Origin of the sequence: Cryobacterium tagatosivorans, from assembly GCF_004402215.1 — a bacterium.
Taxonomy (GTDB): domain Bacteria; phylum Actinomycetota; class Actinomycetes; order Actinomycetales; family Microbacteriaceae; genus Cryobacterium; species Cryobacterium tagatosivorans.
Genome location: NZ_SOEZ01000061.1, coordinates 53,470 through 70,809 on the forward strand (window position 1 = coordinate 53,470; position 17,340 = coordinate 70,809).

Genomic DNA, 17,340 nt, shown 5'->3' on the forward strand with positions numbered 1-17,340 from the left:
GCGGCCGGGCCCGCGGTGGGCGGCAGTTCGGCCCGCATCAGGGGGTGGGCAGGGAGACCGTGGCGAGCACGGTTCGCCCGCTCGGCCCCGTGCGGGGCGCCATGTCGACGAGGGCGACCTGCGAGAGGGAGAGCACGTCCCCCTCGCCCGCGCGGGCATTCCGCTTGACCGTGACGTGGGCCCGGAAGTCGGGGCCGGTGAAGGCCGGCTCGTCCGGGGCCGCGGCGAACGGCCGAACGGCATCGACCAGGATGCGGTGCAGGCGCGCCAGGGTGCCATCGTCCACGACGAGGGTCACCGGGACATCCTTGCGTCGCCCGAACAACTCCTCCGGGCCCGCCACCGCGGTGAGGGCAGCCTGGCCGGATACCGCCGCCGCGATGGCCGCTGCGATGTCGGCGGGCGCGGCATCCGTGAGGAAGGGGGCCAGCACGGTGATGTGCAGCGGCCAGTCCGCCACCGCGAAGTTGTCCCCGGCCTGGAGTGGGTGCAATGGGAGGACGACGACGAGGCGGGACATGCGCCGATTCTAGGGCGCGGCGACTGCACGCCGGGTGGCTGCCCAGTGCCTGCCCGGTGCCTCCGCAGCCGATTGTCAACGGGACTTTGTAGACTCAGGGCTGGGGAACCGTAGGGTGGAACCATGGGAACCACCCCTTGAGAGGACAGTAGTGAGCCTGATCCGGCTGCAAGACGTCAGTGTTCGTTTCGAAACCGCGCAGGTCCTGCGAGAGGCGTTCTTCCGCCTCGAACCAGGCGACAGGGTGGGCCTGATCGGGAAGAACGGATCGGGGAAGACCTCGATCCTCAAGCTGATCCTCGGCCAGGTGACCCCGGATACCGGCACCGTCACCCTGGAGCCGGGCGTCAAGGTCGGCTACTTCTCGCAGTTCTCCGAGCTGGACGGCCAGGCGACCATCAGCGAGGTCCTCGACGACCTGTTCGTGGAGATCAAGGCCGTCGAAGCCGAATTGGCGTCGATTGACGCCGCCATCGCGGAGACCCCCTCTGACGCGGAACTCGACCGGCTCATCCACCGCCAGGCGGAGCTGTTCGAGCAGATGGACCGGCTCGACGGCTGGGACTACAAGCGACGGATCGACACCGCGCTGACCACGCTCGGGTTCAACGAAGCCCACCGCGTCTGCCCTATCGATGAGCTCTCCGGCGGCTGGCGCAACCGCGCGGCACTGGCGAAGATCCTGCTCGAGGGCCCGGACGTGCTGCTGCTGGACGAGCCCACCAACTACCTGGATGTGGCCGGAGTCGAATGGCTCGAGGCCTGGTTCCGGGATTTCCGCGGCGCGGCGATCATCGTCTCTCACGACCGGCGGTTCCTGGACGCCGTCGTCAGCCGGATCATCGAGGTCGAGAACTTCCACCTGCACGAGTACCCCGGCAACTTCGGCGAATACGTTGTGCAGAAGCAGTTCCGGCTCAAGACCCTCGAGCAGCAATTCGTGCACGAGTCGGAGCTGCTGGCGTTCGAGGCGGAGGGGATCTCCGACCGCCGCGAGGCCGCGAAGGCGGCCAGCAAGAACCTCGGCAGCCAGCTCGCGAAGATCAAGAAGGCCCGCGCCCCCGGCCCGTCGACCAGATCATCACCGAGATCTACGGCCGGCTGCACGTCAAGGATTCCCTGTGCCGGGTCGAAGGCCTCAGCAAGGCCTACGGCGACAAGGAGCTGTTCACCGACCTGACCTTCGAGATCCGGCGCGGCAACCGGATTGTCGTGCTCGGCTCCAACGGCAGCGGCAAGACCACCCTGCTCCGGGTCCTGACCGGGGAGGAGCCGGCCGACTTCGGCGAGGTCGCCTGGGCGCATGGGACGGTCGTGGTCTCCTACAACCAGGTGCTCGCGGAGCTCGACGACGACGACACGGTCAGCCACGCGGTCAACGCGATGCCGGGCAGCCTGGCCTTCACCGCGACCCGCAAGTCGGTCAACCGGTTCCTCGCGATGTTCCAGTTCTCCGAGGCCGACCTCAAGCAGAAGATCGGGAACCTGTCCGGCGGGCAGCGCGCGCGCGTGGCGATGGCGCAGTGCCTGCTGTCCGGCGCCTCGGTTCTGCTGCTGGACGAGCCGACCAACCACCTGGACATGTCCAGCACGCAGGTGATGGAGCGGGCGCTGCTGCACTTCCCCGGGGCCGTCGTGGTCGTCAGCCACGACCGGTTCTTCACCGACAAGATCGCCAACCGACGCCTCGTGTTCGGCACCGATGCCGAGAAGCCGGGCGAGGTGGACGTGCGCGCGGCCTAGGAGCCGCTCTCAAAGACCAGCCGGGGTAACGAATTCGAACGCAACTGCGGCCCATTCGGACAACTGTTGCCCGCGTGCCGGCCACTATTGTCCGAATGGGAAACACTTGATCCGAGCAGGAGGCTGGATCGGAGCGTGGCCGGCCTATTTGCGGGAGAGAGCCGCCTGCACGACGTCGGGGTGGTCATCGGGCAGGGCATGACGCTGACCGGCCTGCAGGAGCTGAACGTTCTTCGCCTCCCAGTCACGCAGGGCCTGGCGCACCGGCTCGACGGCCTGCCACTCGGCACAACGGGCCAGCGAGGTGCCGCAGACACAGGTGAGCGGGTCGCGCTCGCCTTCCCGGTGCAGGCGGTCCACCCGCCAGATCGCGGCCATCAACCGGTCGTTGCGACGCTGCTCCAGCGCGGCTCGCTTGTCCGCGCGCTTCACGACCTCGTTCTCCAGCAGGCTTCGCACCGGCCCCGTCGAAACCCGGTCAAACTCGCCGGCGACCACGTTCGTGAGCTCGTCGACCCGGGCAGTGAGCGCGGCGAGCGCCGCGTCCCGCTCGGCGAGGGTCGCGGTCAGTTTTTCCACGGCGCGTCGGTTCGACTCGCGTTCGTCGACGAGGGTCTCGACCCACATCCTGAGGTGGTCCTTGTCGCGCTTTTCCGCCCGGTCGGCCCCGAGGTGCCGCACGCAGAACGAGCAGACGACCTGATCCGTGGCCGAGGTGAACTTGAACGGCTGCAGCGCCTGGCAGCACCAGCACTGCGTGAGCAGGTCGACGTGAAGGGGATTGTCGTGGGTCAAGGGGCATCCCTTCCTGGCGTCGGCGCTGAAACCGAGCCTAGTGTTCGGGTCGGGCGAGCAGGTAACGCACGTGCGGCCGGAGCGGTGAGCCGACGGCGATCCTCGGATGCTCGAACTCGTCGGACAGGGTCATGCCGAGTCGCACCATGACTGCCCGGGACGGCGCGTTCAGCACCGCGGTGATCGAGTTCACCTCGGCCTGCCGCAGCTCGTCGACGGCGAAGGCCAGCGCCGCCTTCGCTGCTTCCGTGGCATAGCCCTGCCCCCAGGCTTCGCGGGCGAGGCGCCAGCCCACCTCGATGCCGCCGGCGCCGGGGACGCCGCCCGGCATCGGCGCCAGGCCGGTGAAGCCGAGGAAGGCGCCCGAGCCGCGGTGCTCGAGAGCCCAGAGGCCATAGCCGCGGATGTCGAACGAGGCATCCGCTCGGGCGGCGAGCGCGTCGCTGTCGGCGCGGGAGAGAGAAGCGACGGGAAGTACCGCGTCACCTCGGGGTCGACGCCCATCACCGCGAACGGGGCCCGGTCCGCGCCCTGCCAGCGCCGGAGCAGCAGACGATCGGTGCGAACCTCATGGGACATCACTCCAGCCTACGACCCGGACCTGGCCCGCCGACTTTGCCGGTTCCGGTCGAGTTTGCCCGGCACACCCTGCAGGCTCGACCGCCACCGTCCAGGTCGGCGCGCGAGCGGTTACGCGGCGGCGAGTTCGCCGGCGAAGCGGACGGAGGCGAGCTGGCCGCCGAGCACAGCGAGGAGCACGCCGAGCTGGTCCGCGGGAGCGTCGGGGGCCTCCGGATGCCACTGCACCCCGGTGATCGGCTGAGTTACGTGTTCGAGGGCCTCGACGAGACCGTCCGGGGCGAGCGCGGCGGCCACGAGTCCGTCGCCGAGCCGGCCGACGCTCTGGTGGTGCGCGCTCTGCACCGAGATCTCGGCCCGGCCGAAGCTCTCGGCCAAACCGCTGCCGGCGAGCAGCGTGACGCCGTGAGCGGTGAGGATCCGGTCGATGGGGACACCGTCGGTGCGGTGGATGCCGTCGTCTTCGATGTGCTGCACGATCGATCCGCCGAGGGCGACGTTGATGATCTGCAGGCCCCGGCAGATGCCGAGCAGCGGGGTGCCCTGGGCAACGGCACGCTGCACGAGCGCGATCTGGCCGGCGTCAGCGACCTCGTAGTGGCGGGTTTCACCCTCGTAGCCGGTGGCCCCGCCGTAGAACCGGGGGGCGATGTCCTCGCCGCCGACGATCACGATGGCGTCGGCATCGATGGTGGCCGCGAGCAGCTCCGGCACCGAGACATCCGCCGCAGCGGTGCGCGTGACCTGCCAGCCGCCCTGCTCACCCTCGCCGGTCACGCGGGAGATCAGCGTCTGGACCTTGGCGTGGTACTCGCGCTGGTCCGGCCGGGATCCGGTCACCTCGACGACGGCCAGTCGGGGCAGGTCGGCCTGTGTGTTCATGCTCGCCTCGCTCCCGGTCATCCGTCGTTGTTACCAGTGTGGAGAAGACCGGCGGATGCCGCGAGTGCACCCGTAACAGGCCGCAACAGTTCCGGCCGGCCGGGCGCAGGGCATCGCCAGGGACGCCGGCCAGGGCGCTGGCCAGGGGCGTCGGCCAGGGCGTCGGCCCGTCAGCGGCCCTGCACGACGCAGAACTCGTTGCCGGCGGGATCCTGCAGCACGCTCCACCGGGTGTTCCACTGGTCGTGGTCGTCGACCAGGGTCGCGCCGAGGCCGACCAGCCGGAGGACCTCCGCCTCCCGATCGTCGGCGACGAAGTCGACGTGCATGCGGTTCTTGGCGACCTTCTTCTCCGGCACCTGGAAGAACAGCCAGCCCTGCTCCCCCGGCCCGCCCTCGGGGACGAACGCGGACGCGGCATCCGCCCCCTCGTGCACCGGACGCCCGAGGACCTCGGACCAGAACACGGCGAGGCGGCCGGCATCAGCGCAGTCGACAACGATGTGGTGGAGCGCAAGAGTCATGCAACGGATGCTACCGGCGCCGGTTCGCGCCGCGTCCCTAGACTCACCCGCGGCGCCGGCATATGGTGGGCGAGGAACGGCGCGGAGGTGGGCACATGCGGGCAGGGTGGACGATCGCGTCCGGACTGCTCCTGTCTGCGCTCGCGCTCTCGGCCCCCGGTGTCGCGCATGGTGTCGCGCACGTCGAAGACCCGGTCATCTTCGGCGCCAGCCACATCGTCGACCGGGTCGATGCTCTCGGCGATCGCGAAGCCGACGTGCAGGCGGCGCTGGACCGGCTCAACGAGGACACCCAGACGGACCTGTTCGTCGTCTACGTGGCGAGCTTCACGGGTGCGGCCGATCGCGAGGCCTGGGCCGATGAAACCGCGGTCAAGAACGGTCTCGGCACCAATGACGCCCTCCTCGCCGTGGCCACGTCCGACCGTCAGTACCAGTTGTCGGTCGCGGCCGGCTTCCCGCTCACGGACGCGGAGTTGACCGAAATCCAAACCGTGGCCATCGAACCGGCCCTGCGCGAAAACGACTGGGCCGGCGCCGCCATCGGGGCCGCCGAGGGCCTCAGCGCAAGCATCACCGGCGCCCCCGTGCCGGCCCCCGTCGTCACCCCGGGCGAGGCGAACCCGGGCGGCGGAGGGTTCACCGGCATCTGGATCGTGCTCGTCATCCTGGTCGTGCTCGCCGCCGTCGTGCTCGTGCTCGTGCTCGCCCGCCGGCGCCGCGCCGTGCCCGCAGGCCGGGCAGCCCCGGGTGCCCCGCGGGCCGTGACGACCGCGCAACTCAAGCAGCGGGCCTCGAGCGAGCTGGTGCAAACGGACGACGCGATCAGGACGAGCGAGCAGGAACTCGGATTCGCCATCGCCCAGTACGGCGCCGAGGCGACCGGTGCGTTCCAGGCAGCGCTCGCCAGCGCCAAGGCGCAGCTGAGCCAGGCCTTCACCCTGCAGCAGCGACTCGACGACGCCGAACCCGACAGCGAGGAAGCGCGGCGGGCCTGGTATGGCGAGATCATCGCCCTGTGCGACAAGGCCAACGCGGCTCTCGACGACCAGGCCGCCGACTTCGACGAGCTGCGAAAGCTGGAGGAGCGGGCGCCGGATGCCGCGGCATCCGCCGGCAGGCAAATCGCCGGCGCCGACGCCCGGATCGACCAGGCCGAGGCATCCCTCGCCGCCCTGCGCGAGCGATACACCGACGACGCGATCGCGACCGTGGCCGACAACCCGCGCCAGGCGGACGAGCGGGTCACGTTCGCCACCAACGCGCTCACCGAAGCGAACGCCCGGCTGGCCGCCGGCGAGCCGAGCGCCGCCGCGGTCGGGATCCGGGCTGCCGAGGAGTCGGTCGACCAGGCCGTCCTGCTGCTCGATGCGGTCGACCGGCTCGGCGCCGACCTGGCGTCCGCGGCGCAGAGCGTGAACGGGGTGCTCCGGGAGCTCGACACCGACATCGTCCAGGCCCGCGCACTGCCGGCCGGGACCGGGGCTGCGGCCGACCTGCCCGGGGTCATTGCGAGCACGGAGCAGACGGTGGCCGAGGTGAAGGGGCACCTGGCCGCGGGGAAGATCAACCCGATCGAGCTGGTTCAACGCCTGGAAACGGCCAACGAGCGGATGGACGCCGTACTGGCGGGCGTGCGCGACGCCCAGGCGCAGGCACAACGCGCCGAGGCCGCGCTCAGCCAGACCCTGTTGGCCGCGCGCAGCCAGGTTTCCGCCGCGGAGGACTTCATCACCGCCCGCCGCGGCGCCGTCGGAGCGGAGGCCCGCACCCGGCTCGCCGAGGCCGGGCGCCTCCTGGTGCACGCGGAATCGTCCCGGGCGGCGGACCCGGCCGGGTCGCTCGCCGCGGCCCAGCGCGCCAACGCCCTCGCCGCGGAGGCCATCTCGATGGCCAGGAACGACGTCGAGGGCTTCTCGGGCACCGGCGGCATGGGCGACATGTTCGGCGGCGGGCGAAGCGCCCGCGGCGGCGGCGGGCGAAGCGCCCGCGGCGGCGGCGACGGCAGCCTCGGAGCCGTGCTCGGCGGCATCCTGATCGGCTCGATCCTGAGCGGCGGCAGGGGCGGCGGGGGCGGCTTCGGCCGCTTCGGTGGCGGCGGCTTCGGCGGTGGCGGCGGCCGGCGCGGCGGTGGCGGCGGCTTCGGCATCCCGGGAGGTTTCGGCGGCAGCGGAACCCGCTCGAGACGCGGCGGCGGCGGTAGGTTCTAGCACCGACACTGGTTTTTGGCCCATAATCGCACCATTCCCCGAAAGGACATCGACATGACGAAACAGTCCATCTTTGGACGCATCGCCCAGCTGGCGAAGGCGAACATCAACGCACTTCTCGACTCCGCGGAAGACCCGCAGCTGATGCTGGACCAGATGGTGCGCGACTACACCAACAGCATCGCCGACGCCGAGAGCGCCATCGCGGAGACGATCGGCAACCTGCGCCTGCTCGAAGACGACCACCGCGAGGATGTCGCCGCCGCCGGAGAGTGGGGCCGCAAGGCCCTCGCCGCCAGCCGCAAGGCGGACGAGCTGCGCGCGGCCGGCCAGGCGGCCGATGCCGACCGGTTCGACAACCTCGCCAAGGTCGCGCTCGGCCGGCAGCTGCAGTCGGAGAAGGAAGCGAAGACTGCCGAGCCGCAGATCGCGTCGCAGTCCCAGGTCGTCGACCAGCTCAAGTCCGGCCTCAACGCGATGAAGGAGAAGCTGGGCCAGCTCTCCTCCAAGCGTGACGAACTGATCGCCCGGTCGAAGACCGCCCAGGCGCAGACGCAGGTCATGGATGCCATCAAGAGCATCGACATCATGGACCCGACCAGCGAGGTCAGCCGCTTCGAAGACAAGATCCGCCGGGAAGAGGCGCGTGTGCGCGGCGCCGGAGAATTGGCCGCGTCGAGCCTCGACGCCCAATTCGAGAGCCTGGAGGATCTCGGTGAACTGACCGAGGTCGATGCCCGGCTCGCCGAGCTCAAGGCCGGGCGCCCCACCTCGATCGAGCAGTAGCCCGCGAAACCGCAGTTGTGCGCGCTAAAACTCCGTTTTGGCGCGCACAACTGCGGTTTCGCGTTGAGGGGGTGAGGTGCCGAGGGGCATACTGAGGGCATGTCTCCCACCTTCGTTGTCGTGCCCCAGTGGCAGGGTTCCATCTCTTCGCGCGCGATGCGCCTGGCCGACGGGGCGGACGCCATCCGAGGCGACCTGCCCGAGTCGGCGACGCGGACGGTGGACGTGCCCGTCGAGGCCGGAGACGCCCAGGACACGGGCATCCACCGATTCTCGACGCTCCTGATGGTGCGCGAACGGATGGATCTCACCCTCCGTTCCGTCTCCGACTGGGCACTCACGGTCGGAGGCGACTGCGGGGTGTCCCTCGCCGCCGTGGCGCATGCCGCCCGGCAGCACCCGAATGACCTCGCAATCGTCTGGCTCGACGCGCACGCGGCCCTGCACACGCCGGAAACGTCGCCGTCGGGCGCGTTCAACGGCATGGTGCTGCGGGCGATCGCCGGTGAGGGAACCGACGGGCTGGCCCTGTCCGGGGACAGCCGCGTCCCGCTGGAGCGGGTGGTCATTGCCGGCGCCCGGGACATCGACCAGGCGGAGGCGGACCTCATTGCCGAACGCGGGATCGTCACGCTTCCGGTGGAGGACCTCGGCTCCCCCGACGCGCTGGTCGCTGCCGTGCGCGCGACGGGTGCCGGCCACGTTTACCTGCACATCGACCTCGACGTGCTCGACCCGTCCGGGTTCGCCGGGCTCAACGACCTCTACCCGTTCGGGCTGGGCGTGGAGACCCTGACCGGGCTGATCACCGCGCTCCGCGCCGACTTCGGCCTCGCCGGGGTGACCATCGCGGGCTTCGCGCCGGCCTCGCCGGAGGACGCCACCGACGACCTGCCGAGCATCCTGCGCATCATCGGCGCCCTCACCCGCTGAGCCGAGCCGAGCCGTAGCATGGGGACCGGCGCGTCGGCGCCGAGGGGACAGAGGAGGCTTCCGTGAGCGACCAGCAATCCGTGGCAGAGCAGCCGAGGATTATCACCGAGCGGCGCGGGCACGTGTTCCTGATCGGTTTCAACCGGCCGGAGAAGCGCAACGCCGCCGACTTCGCGCTGCTGCAGCAGCTCGCCCTCGCCTACGGGGAGCTCGAGCGCGACCCGGAGCTGCGGGTCGGCCTCGTGCACGCGGTCGGCGAACACTTCACGGCGGGGCTCGACCTCGCCGACGTCGGGCCACGGCTGGGCCCTGACGGCATCGACATCGTCCCGGAGGGCGGCATCAACCCGTGGCAGGTGGACGGCCGGTCGCTGTCCAAGCCCGTCGTGATGGCCGTGCAGGGCACCTGCCTCACCCTCGGCATCGAACTGATGCTGGCGAGCGACATCACGGTCGCCGCCGAATCGACGAGGTTCGGCCAGATCGAGGTGGCGCGGGGCATCCTGCCCTTCGGCGGAGCGACCATCCGGTTCCCGCGGGCTGCCGGCTGGGCCAACGCGATGCGCTGGATCCTCACCGGCGACATGTTCGACGCGGCGGAAGCCCACCGGATCGGCATCGTGCAGGAGGTCGTGCCGGACGGCACGCAGTTCGACCGCGCCCTCGAACTCGCCGAGCGCATCGCCGCCCAGGCCCCGCTGGCGGTGCAGGCGACGCTCGCGAACGCGCGCACGGCCGTGCGCGACGGGGATGCCGCGGCCGAGGCTGAGCTCCAGCCGGCGCTGGCGCGCCTGGCCGCGACCGAGGACGCCCGCATCGGCATCGCCGCGTTCCTCAGCCGCACGCCCGCCGAGTTCATCGGCCGTTGATCCGGGAGACTCCATGACCACAGACACCTACGACCTGATCGTGATCGGCGGCGGGGTCGCCGCCGAGAACGTCGCCGACCGGGCCGCCGGCGCCGGCCTCTCCACGGTCCTGATCGAGAGCGAACTCGTCGGCGGGGAGTGCTCGTACTGGGCCTGCATGCCGTCCAAGGCCCTCATCCGCAGCGGCACGGCGCTCAGCGCCGCCCGGCGCGTCGGCGGGGCCGCCGAGGCCGTGACCGGAGCCCCGGATGCCCGCGCGGCGCTTCGGCGCCGGGACGCGATCGTGCACGACTGGTCCGACGACTCGCAGGTGAAGTGGCTGGAGAGCACGGGCATCCGTCTCGTGCGCGGACACGGTCGCCTGTCCGGGGTGCGCGAGGTCACCGTCACCGCCGACGACGGCACGACGAGGGTGCTCACCGCCCGGCACGCCGTGGCCGTGGGCACCGGATCTGCCGCCCTGCTGCCGGACATCCCCGGCCTGGCCGACGTCTCCCCGTGGACGAGCCGTGAAGCCACCTCCGCGCGTCAGATCCCGGAGAGCCTGGCGATCCTCGGCGGCGGTGTCGTCGCCGTGGAGATGGCGACGGCCTATGCCGCGCTCGGGGCCGCGGTGACGGTCATCGCCCGGAGCACGCTCCTGCGCGGGCAGGAGCCGTTCGCCGGCGAGCTGGTGACCGCGGCCCTGCGCGCCACCGGCGTGACCGTGCTCCTGGGGGCCACGGCCGCCGGCGCCGAGCGCACGGCCTCTGGCGCTGTCGAGCTGACGCTGGACGGAGGCGGGACGGTCACGGCGGCCGAGATCCTCGTCGCCACCGGGCGCGTTCCGCGAACGACGGATCTGGGACTGGACGCGGTCGGCCTGACGCCCGGGGACTGGCTCGCCGTGGACGACACCATGCTCGTGCAGGGCGGCTCCCCCGCGCTGGCCGGCCGGTGGCTGTACGCGACGGGCGATGTCAACCACCGCGCCCTGCTCACCCACCAGGGGAAGTACCAGGCGCGGGCGGCCGGCGACGTCATCGCCGCGCGGGCCGCCGGTGAGCCCGTCGACGACGCGCCGTGGGGTGCCCACGTCGCGACGGCGGACCACGCCGCGGTTCCGCAGGTCACCTTCACCGACCCGGAGGTCGCATCCGTCGGGCTGACCCGGGCGGCCGCGGAGGCGGCGGGCCATCGCATCCGGGTGCTCGACTACGACCTCAGCTGGCTGGGCGGGGCCACCGTGCTCGCCGACGGCTACACCGGTCGCGCACGGGCGATCGTCGACCTCGACCGGGAGGTTCTGCTCGGCGTCACGTTCGTCGGGCAGGACGTGGCCGAGCTGCTGCACGCGGCCACGATCGCCGTCGTCGGCGAGGTCCCGATCAACCGCCTGTGGCACGCGGTGCCGAGTTACCCGACCCTGAGCGAGGTGTGGCTTCGCCTGCTCGAAGAGTACGGCCGGCCCGGCCGAGCCGAGCCGGGCGACGACCTACGCTAGAGGGATGCGTCGCATCCTGTTCGATTCCCCGATCAGTCGGGCCGGCTACCTCTACGCGACCTGCGTCGGGGCCGTCTGGGGCTCCATCTGGAGCACCGGCCGGGTGGAGCGGCGAAACGGGCTCATCGTCTTCCGCGGGATGCCCGCCTGGACGTTCGGGCGCGGCGGATCCTGCGTCGGCGGCTGCTACCTCACCAACCGAAACGTCTCCGCCGCTGTGCTCGAGCACGAAGCCGTGCACAAGCGGCAGTGGCAGCGCTACGGCATGGTTTTCCCGCTTCTCTACCTGGTGGCCGGGCGCAACCCGCTGCGGAACAGGTTCGAGATCGAGGCCGGGCTGCAGAAGGGCGGATATGTCAGATAGTCAAAACAAGGGGCGCACAATGACCGTACGAACGATCATCATCACCGGCGCGAGCGACGGAATCGGAGCGGCCGCGGCCAGGAAGCTGAGCCGGGACGGCGACCAGGTCGTCCTCGTGGGCCGGTCGGCCGAGAAGACGTCGGCGATCGCCGCCGAGCTCGGCGCAGACTCCTTCGTCGCCGACTTCGCCGACCTGGCCCAGGTGCGCGGCCTCGCCACGGACCTGCTGGAGCGCTACCCGCGGATCGACGTCCTCGCCAACAACGCGGGCGGGATCATGGGCGCCAGGGAGACCACTGTGGACGGGCACGAGAAGACCTTCCAGGTCAACCACCTCGCCCCCTTCCTGCTGACGACGCTGCTGATCGAACGGCTCGCGGACAGCACGGTCAGCGTGATCAACACATCCAGCGCGGCCAACAGCCTCTTCGGCCGGATCGACCTGGACGACCTCGACGCCGAGCGGAAGTACTCCGCGAACAAGGCGTACGGCGACGCCAAGCTGGCCAACATCCTGTTCACCCAGGAGCTCCACCGCCGCTACAACGACGAGGGCATCTCCACGGCCGCCTTCCACCCCGGCGTCGTCGCGACGAGCTTCTCGGCCACCTCGACGAGCCCCATGCGGTTCATCTACCAGAGTGCGCTCAAGCGCTTCCTGCTGACCCCGGAGCAGGGCGCCGACACCCTGGTCTGGCTGGCGACGGCGACGCCGGGAAGCGACTGGCGATCGGGCGCGTACTACGAGAAGCGAAAGATCGCCGGCGCCAACACGCAGGCCTACGACCCCGAGCTCGCGGCCGGCCTCTGGGAGCGAAGCGCCGCGATGGTCGCCGCGCCCGTGTCCACCGAGGCCGTGCCCGCCGAGGCGCCCGCCCCATAACCGCAAAACCCCTCGCCGAACCGTGAGTTCGGCACCTTCACCGGGCCCGGGAAGGTGCCAAACTCACAGTTCGGCGGATGGGGATGGGGTGGTGTGAGGTGGGGTTAGACGAGGAGGTCGGCCTCGGCCCAGGCGGCGAGGTTCGCGCGGAGGGATGCTCCGAGCGTCGCGTCGACGGCGGTCCAGTAGGCGATCGCCCGCTCGGTCACCTCGGGGCGCTCCACTCCGCTGACGGCCCCGGTGATGGTGTCGAGGAAGCGAGCCTTGGCCGCGTCGTCGTAGACCTCGCGGTAGAGCGTTCCGGCCTGGCCGAAGTCGCTGTCCTCGGAGTGCAGGGTCGCCGCGGCACGAAGAAGGGCGCCGTCGGACTCCCAGCTGCCCTCGCCGGCCGCCGCGGCATCCGCCACCGGACCGCCGAGGGAGTTCGGCGCGTAGACCGGGGCATCCGCCGGCTTGAACCCGTGGCGGGACGCGCCGTCCTGCGAGTAGTTGTGCACGGGCGCCTTCGGCGCGTTCACCGGGATCTCGTTATAGTTCGCGCCGACGCGGTATCGCTGCGCGTCGGGGTAGGAGAACACGCGAGCCATGAGCATCTTGTCCGGGCTGATGTCGATGCCGGGAACCGTGTTCGCCGGCGAGAACGCCGCCTGCTCGATCTCGGCGAAGAAGTTCTCCGGGTTGCGGTTGAGGGTGTGCGTGCCGACCTTGATCAGCGGGTAGTCGGCGTGCGGCCAGACCTTGGTCAGGTCGAACGGGTTGAAGCGGTAGGTCTTCGCGTCCTCGTACGGCATGACCTGCACCGAGACGTCCCACGACGGGAAGTTGCCGGCCTTGATGGCCTCGTAGAGGTCGCGGCGGTAGTAGTCGGCGTCCGCGCCGGCGATGAGCTCGGCCTCCGAGCCCTCCATCTCGACGTTGCCCTGGTTGGACGTGAAGTGGTACTTCACCCAGAAGCGCTCGCCGGCGGCGTTGATCCACTGGTACGTGTGCGAGCCGAAGCCGGGCATCTCGCGCCAGGAGCGCGGCAGGCCGCGGTCGCCCATCAGGTAGGTCACCTGGTGCGCGGACTCCGGGGAGAGGGTCCAGAAGTCCCACTGCATGGTCGCGTCGCGCAGGCCCGAGCCCGGCAGGCGCTTCTGCGAGTGGATGAAGTCGGGGAACTTGATGCCGTCGCGGATGAAGAACACCGGGGTGTTGTTGCCTACGATGTCGTAGTTGCCCTCGGAGGTGTAGAACTTCACCGAGAAGCCGCGCACGTCGCGCCAGGTGTCGGGGCTGCCCTGCTCGCCGGCGACGCTGGAGAAGCGCTGCAGCGTGTCGGTCGTGGCGCCCGGCTGGAAGACCGCGGCGCGGGTGTACTGGGAGACGTCATTGGTGACCACGAACTGGCCGTGTGCTCCGCCGCCCTTGGCGTGCACGATGCGCTCCGGGATGCGCTCCCGGTTGAACTGGGCCAGCTTCTCGACCAGGTAGCGGTCGTGCAGTGCGGTGGCACCGTCGGCGCCGACGGTGAGCGAGTGCGCGTCGCTGGCGACGGGGGTTCCCGTCTGGGTGGTGGTGGGTTCGATAGGCATGGTGCTCCTTGCTGTTCGGTTCGTCACTGCTGTTCGATTGGGCTGGGTCGACGTGCGAAATCAGGGGGTTGCTGGTGCGGCTCGGCAGGACGGGCAGAGCCCCCAGAAGGTGACCTCGGCCGCGGCCACGGCGAAACCGCGCGCGTCGGAGGGGGTCAGGCAGGGCGCCTCCCCCACCACACAATCCACGTCGTGCACGGCGCCGCAGCCGGTGCAGACGAGGTGGTGGTGGTTGTCGCCGACGCGTCGTTCGAACAGCGCGGCGGAGCCGGCCGGTTCGATCCGCCGGACGAGTCCGGCGGACGTGAACGCGGTCAGCACGCCGTAGACGGCCTGCAGCGAGGTTCCGGGCAGGCCGGCGCGGACGGCGGCGAACACCCGCTCCGCGGTGGCGTGCGGCGAGTCGTCGAGGGCCTGCAGCACGGCCAGGCGCTGGGCCGTGACCTTGAGCCCGGCCGAGCGGATGCCGACGGCGAGCGTGTCCGTCGCCGTCGCATCCGTGGAAGTCATTGCCCCACCGTACCAGTTGTCTTGATCAGTTCAAGATACCCGCGCGCCTGTCGCGGGAGGGTCTCGGATTGAGCTGCGGAGAAAGTACCTTCAATTGCCGAACGAAGGTACTTTCTCCGCAAGTCAGCCCGCGGGTCAGCCCAGGGCTCAGCCCAGGGCTCAGCCGATGATCGCCCGGGTCGCCACATAGGCGGCGACGAGGAGCACCAGCACGGCGAAGCCGCGCTTGAGCACGACGTCGGAGAGGCCGCGAGCGAGGCGCCCGGCGACGAAGGATGCGGCCATGGCCGCGGCAGCGAAGACGCCCACGACCGCCCAGTCCAGCTGCACCGCGCCGACGTGGGCCAGGAAGCCGGCGGCGGAGTTAATGACGATGATGACCAGAGAGGTGCCGACGGTGAGCGCCATCGGCAGGCCGAGCACCAGGGTGAGGGCCGGCACGATCAGGAAGCCGCCGCCGACGCCGAGCAGCCCGGTGAGGAAGCCCACGACCGCGCCCGTGGCCAGGGCCCGAGGCAGGCAGTGGCGCCAGTCGGTCCCGCCGCCGGGCAGGGCGCAGGGGCCGCCGACCGATTTCGTCGGGAAGAACATCCGCACGCCGGCGACGACCATGATCACCGCGAACACCCCGAGCAGCACGCGCGGTTCGATCCTGGCGCTGACCAGCGACCCCAGGAAGGCGGTGGCGATGCCCGGGGCGCCGATGACAGCCGCGAGACGCCAGTTCACGCCACCTCGAAGCCGCGGGAGCACCGCGACCGCCGACGCGGCCCCGACGACGACCAGCGACGTCGGAATGGCCTCGGGCAGGGGCATACCCACCCCGTAGACGAGGGCGGGGACCGCGAGGATGGATCCCCCCGCGCCGGTCAGGCCGAGCAAACCCCCCACCAGGAGCCCGAGGACCAGCGCCGGGATGATCACGAGGGGACGGGGAGCGTGCCGGCAGGCCCCTGGGTGCTGGATGTCGTCACGATGATGCTCCGTTTCGCGGTCGTCGCGGTCACTGCGCCGGCTGGGGCGCCGCCGTGGGCAGGCCGGCGGCCTCCCACTCGAGCATGCCACCTGACATCGTGTAGGCGGTGAAACCCGCGCTGGCGAGCTGCTCGGCGGCGGCGGCACTGCGCCGGCCACTGCGGCAGACCGCGATGACGGGCCGGGACTTGTCGAGCCGGTCGGCGCCGGCGCCAACGCCCGCGAGGGGGACGTGCCGGGCGCCCACAATCATGCCGGCGGCGACTTCCTCTGCCTCGCGCACGTCCACGATCTGGGCCTCGTGCAGCCGGGCGAAAACCTGTTGCGGTGTGAGTTCGTTCATTCCACAAGAATATACCCCCAGGGGTATTTGAATCAACCCCGCGTTCGGTGCGCGAAATACCCTCAGGGGTATAACCTAGGGACATGTCAGCCAACGCCCCCGGGGGAATCAGATTGGGCCTGGGGCAGAACATCGCCCAGTTCACCCTCCTCGTCGCCATCAACGCCCTCGTCGGCGGCACCCTCGGCCAGGAACGCACTGTGCTCCCCCTGCTCGCGGACCAGGTCTTCCACCTCGACCTGTACACGAGCGCGCTGACCTACATCGTGGCCTTCGGTCTGGCCAAGGCCGCGACCAACTATTTCGCGGGCACCCTCTCCGACCGGTACGGCCGGAAACCGGTCCTCGTGGCCGGCTGGCTGATCGCCGTGCCCGTTCCGTTGATGCTGATTTTCGGCCCGTCCTGGGGATGGATCGTGGCCGCCAACGTGATCCTCGGGATCAGCCAGGGGCTGACCTGGTCGACCACCGTGATGATGAAAATGGACCTCGTCGGCCCGAACCGGCGCGGCCTGGCCATGGGCTTCAACGAGGCGGCCGGCTACCTGGGCGTGGCCGGCACGGCCCTTGCCACCGGATACATCGCCGCCGAGTACGGGCTGCGGCCCGGCCCCTTCCTGCTCGGCGCCGCTTTCATCGCCCTCGGCCTCGGGCTGTCGGTCTTGTTCGTGCGGGAAACGCACGGCCACGCGAAGGTCGAGGCGCGGAGCCACGTTTCCGTGCACGCGCACGCCGGCTCCGACCTGACCAGCCGGCAGGTGTTCACCCTCACCAGCTTCCGGGACAGGTCACTGTCATCGGTGAGCCAGGCCGGGATGGTCAACAATCTCAATGACGGCCTGGCCTGGGGCCTGTTCCCCCTCCTGTTCGCCGCCGCCGGGCTCAGCATCGAGAGCATCGGCATCCTGGCCGCCGTCTATCCGGCGGTCTGGGGAGCCGGCCAGCTGATCACGGGCGGCCTCTCCGACCGGATCGGCCGCAAACGGCTGATCGTCGGCGGGATGATCGTGCAGGCGGTCGCCCTGGGCCTGGTCGCCGCCGGGTCGAGCTTCGGGATCTGGCTCGTCGCCGCGGTGTTGCTCGGCGCCGGAACCGCCATGGTCTACCCGACACTGCTGGCCGCGATCGGCGACGTCGCCCACCCCGCATGGCGGGCCCGATCGGTGGGCATCTACCGCCTGTGGCGGGACGGCGGATTCGCGGTGGGCGCGGTGCTCTCGGGCCTGCTGGCCGACGCCTTCGGCATTCCGGCGGCCGTGGCCGTCGTCGCCGCCCTGACCGCGGCATCCGGACTCGTCGTGGCCGTGCGCATGCGCGGAGACGACCACACCCCCCGTACGCGGACGGCCGCGGCAGGCTGAGCCGAC

At 70.7% G+C, this 17,340-nt stretch carries 19 protein-coding genes; 10 read left to right on the plus strand and 9 right to left on the minus strand.

Annotated elements, in window-relative coordinates:
- Positions 1 to 37: 37 nt before the first annotated feature.
- A complete protein-coding gene (locus tag E3O23_RS12995) occupies positions 38 to 520 on the minus strand; it encodes a 2'-5' RNA ligase family protein (protein WP_134491639.1) in 483 nt (160 codons plus the stop codon).
- Positions 521 to 671: 151 nt separating this feature from the next.
- Here E3O23_RS12995 and E3O23_RS18540 point away from each other — a divergent pair, with 151 nt between their 5' ends.
- Together E3O23_RS18540 and E3O23_RS18545 are read left to right on the plus strand one after the other, a co-directional pair.
- The gene (locus E3O23_RS18540; protein WP_241983469.1) at positions 672 to 1,700 is read left to right on the plus strand and encodes an ABC-F family ATP-binding cassette domain-containing protein; all 1,029 of its coding nucleotides are present in this window, start codon (positions 672 to 674) and stop codon (positions 1,698 to 1,700) included.
- 32 nt (positions 1,701 to 1,732) lie between these two features.
- Positions 1,733 to 2,263, plus strand: coding sequence for an ATP-binding cassette domain-containing protein (locus E3O23_RS18545; protein WP_241983470.1), 531 nt, complete (start codon positions 1,733 to 1,735; stop codon positions 2,261 to 2,263).
- A gap of 144 nt (positions 2,264 to 2,407) precedes the next feature.
- On the opposite strand, the gene E3O23_RS13005 is transcribed toward E3O23_RS18545, so the two are convergent.
- From E3O23_RS13005 to E3O23_RS13020, 4 genes are all read right to left on the minus strand, one after another.
- Complete coding sequence (locus E3O23_RS13005) at positions 2,408 to 3,058, minus strand: hypothetical protein (RefSeq protein ID WP_134491641.1); 651 nt, start codon at positions 3,056 to 3,058, stop codon at positions 2,408 to 2,410.
- Positions 3,059 to 3,095: 37 nt separating this feature from the next.
- Positions 3,096 to 3,596, minus strand: coding sequence for a GNAT family N-acetyltransferase (locus E3O23_RS13010; protein WP_198415187.1), 501 nt, complete (start codon positions 3,594 to 3,596; stop codon positions 3,096 to 3,098).
- Between the two features lie 152 nt (positions 3,597 to 3,748).
- Positions 3,749 to 4,519, minus strand: coding sequence for a gamma-glutamyl-gamma-aminobutyrate hydrolase family protein (locus E3O23_RS13015; RefSeq protein ID WP_166790505.1), 771 nt, complete (start codon positions 4,517 to 4,519; stop codon positions 3,749 to 3,751).
- A gap of 170 nt (positions 4,520 to 4,689) precedes the next feature.
- Positions 4,690 to 5,043, minus strand: a complete 354-nt coding sequence (locus E3O23_RS13020) for a VOC family protein (RefSeq protein WP_134491645.1) — start codon at positions 5,041 to 5,043, stop codon at positions 4,690 to 4,692.
- Positions 5,044 to 5,138: 95 nt separating this feature from the next.
- On the opposite strand from E3O23_RS13020, the gene E3O23_RS18730 reads away from it, so the two are divergent.
- The 7 genes from E3O23_RS18730 to E3O23_RS13055 all read left to right on the plus strand — a co-directional run bounded on the left by E3O23_RS18730 (position 5,139) and on the right by E3O23_RS13055 (position 12,571).
- Positions 5,139 to 7,253, plus strand: coding sequence for a TPM domain-containing protein (locus tag E3O23_RS18730; RefSeq protein ID WP_134491647.1), 2,115 nt, complete (start codon positions 5,139 to 5,141; stop codon positions 7,251 to 7,253).
- A gap of 54 nt (positions 7,254 to 7,307) precedes the next feature.
- Entirely contained in the window at positions 7,308 to 8,039 is a 732-nt protein-coding gene (locus E3O23_RS13030) for a PspA/IM30 family protein (protein ID WP_134491649.1), read from the plus strand.
- Between the two features lie 99 nt (positions 8,040 to 8,138).
- Positions 8,139 to 8,972 (plus strand): arginase family protein, encoded by an 834-nt coding sequence (locus E3O23_RS13035; protein WP_134491651.1) that lies wholly within the window; start codon positions 8,139 to 8,141, stop codon positions 8,970 to 8,972.
- Between the two features lie 62 nt (positions 8,973 to 9,034).
- A complete protein-coding gene (locus E3O23_RS13040) occupies positions 9,035 to 9,841 on the plus strand; it encodes a crotonase/enoyl-CoA hydratase family protein (protein ID WP_241983471.1) in 807 nt (268 codons plus the stop codon).
- A gap of 13 nt (positions 9,842 to 9,854) precedes the next feature.
- Positions 9,855 to 11,324, plus strand: a complete 1,470-nt coding sequence (locus tag E3O23_RS13045) for a dihydrolipoyl dehydrogenase family protein (protein ID WP_134491653.1) — start codon at positions 9,855 to 9,857, stop codon at positions 11,322 to 11,324.
- Positions 11,325 to 11,328: 4 nt separating this feature from the next.
- Positions 11,329 to 11,688: a Fe-S oxidoreductase gene (locus E3O23_RS13050; protein ID WP_134491655.1), complete on the plus strand. Its 360-nt coding sequence runs from the start codon at positions 11,329 to 11,331 to the stop codon at positions 11,686 to 11,688.
- A 19-nt stretch (positions 11,689 to 11,707) separates the two neighbouring features.
- Complete coding sequence (locus E3O23_RS13055; RefSeq protein ID WP_134491657.1) at positions 11,708 to 12,571, plus strand: SDR family NAD(P)-dependent oxidoreductase; 864 nt, start codon at positions 11,708 to 11,710, stop codon at positions 12,569 to 12,571.
- A gap of 104 nt (positions 12,572 to 12,675) precedes the next feature.
- On the opposite strand, the gene E3O23_RS13060 is transcribed toward E3O23_RS13055, so the two are convergent.
- From E3O23_RS13060 to E3O23_RS13075, 4 genes are all read right to left on the minus strand, one after another.
- Positions 12,676 to 14,145 (minus strand): catalase, encoded by a 1,470-nt coding sequence (locus E3O23_RS13060; RefSeq protein WP_134491659.1) that lies wholly within the window; start codon positions 14,143 to 14,145, stop codon positions 12,676 to 12,678.
- A 60-nt stretch (positions 14,146 to 14,205) separates the two neighbouring features.
- Complete coding sequence (locus E3O23_RS13065; RefSeq protein ID WP_134491661.1) at positions 14,206 to 14,655, minus strand: Fur family transcriptional regulator; 450 nt, start codon at positions 14,653 to 14,655, stop codon at positions 14,206 to 14,208.
- Positions 14,656 to 14,814: 159 nt separating this feature from the next.
- Positions 14,815 to 15,579 (minus strand): sulfite exporter TauE/SafE family protein, encoded by a 765-nt coding sequence (locus E3O23_RS13070; protein ID WP_134491662.1) that lies wholly within the window; start codon positions 15,577 to 15,579, stop codon positions 14,815 to 14,817.
- Between the two features lie 79 nt (positions 15,580 to 15,658).
- On the minus strand, positions 15,659 to 15,973 hold the full coding sequence (locus E3O23_RS13075) for a rhodanese-like domain-containing protein (protein ID WP_134491664.1): 315 nt from the start codon (positions 15,971 to 15,973) through the stop codon (positions 15,659 to 15,661).
- An 83-nt stretch (positions 15,974 to 16,056) separates the two neighbouring features.
- On the opposite strand from E3O23_RS13075, the gene E3O23_RS13080 reads away from it, so the two are divergent.
- A complete protein-coding gene (locus tag E3O23_RS13080; protein ID WP_134491666.1) occupies positions 16,057 to 17,334 on the plus strand; it encodes an MFS transporter in 1,278 nt (425 codons plus the stop codon).
- Positions 17,335 to 17,340 lie beyond the last annotated feature (6 nt).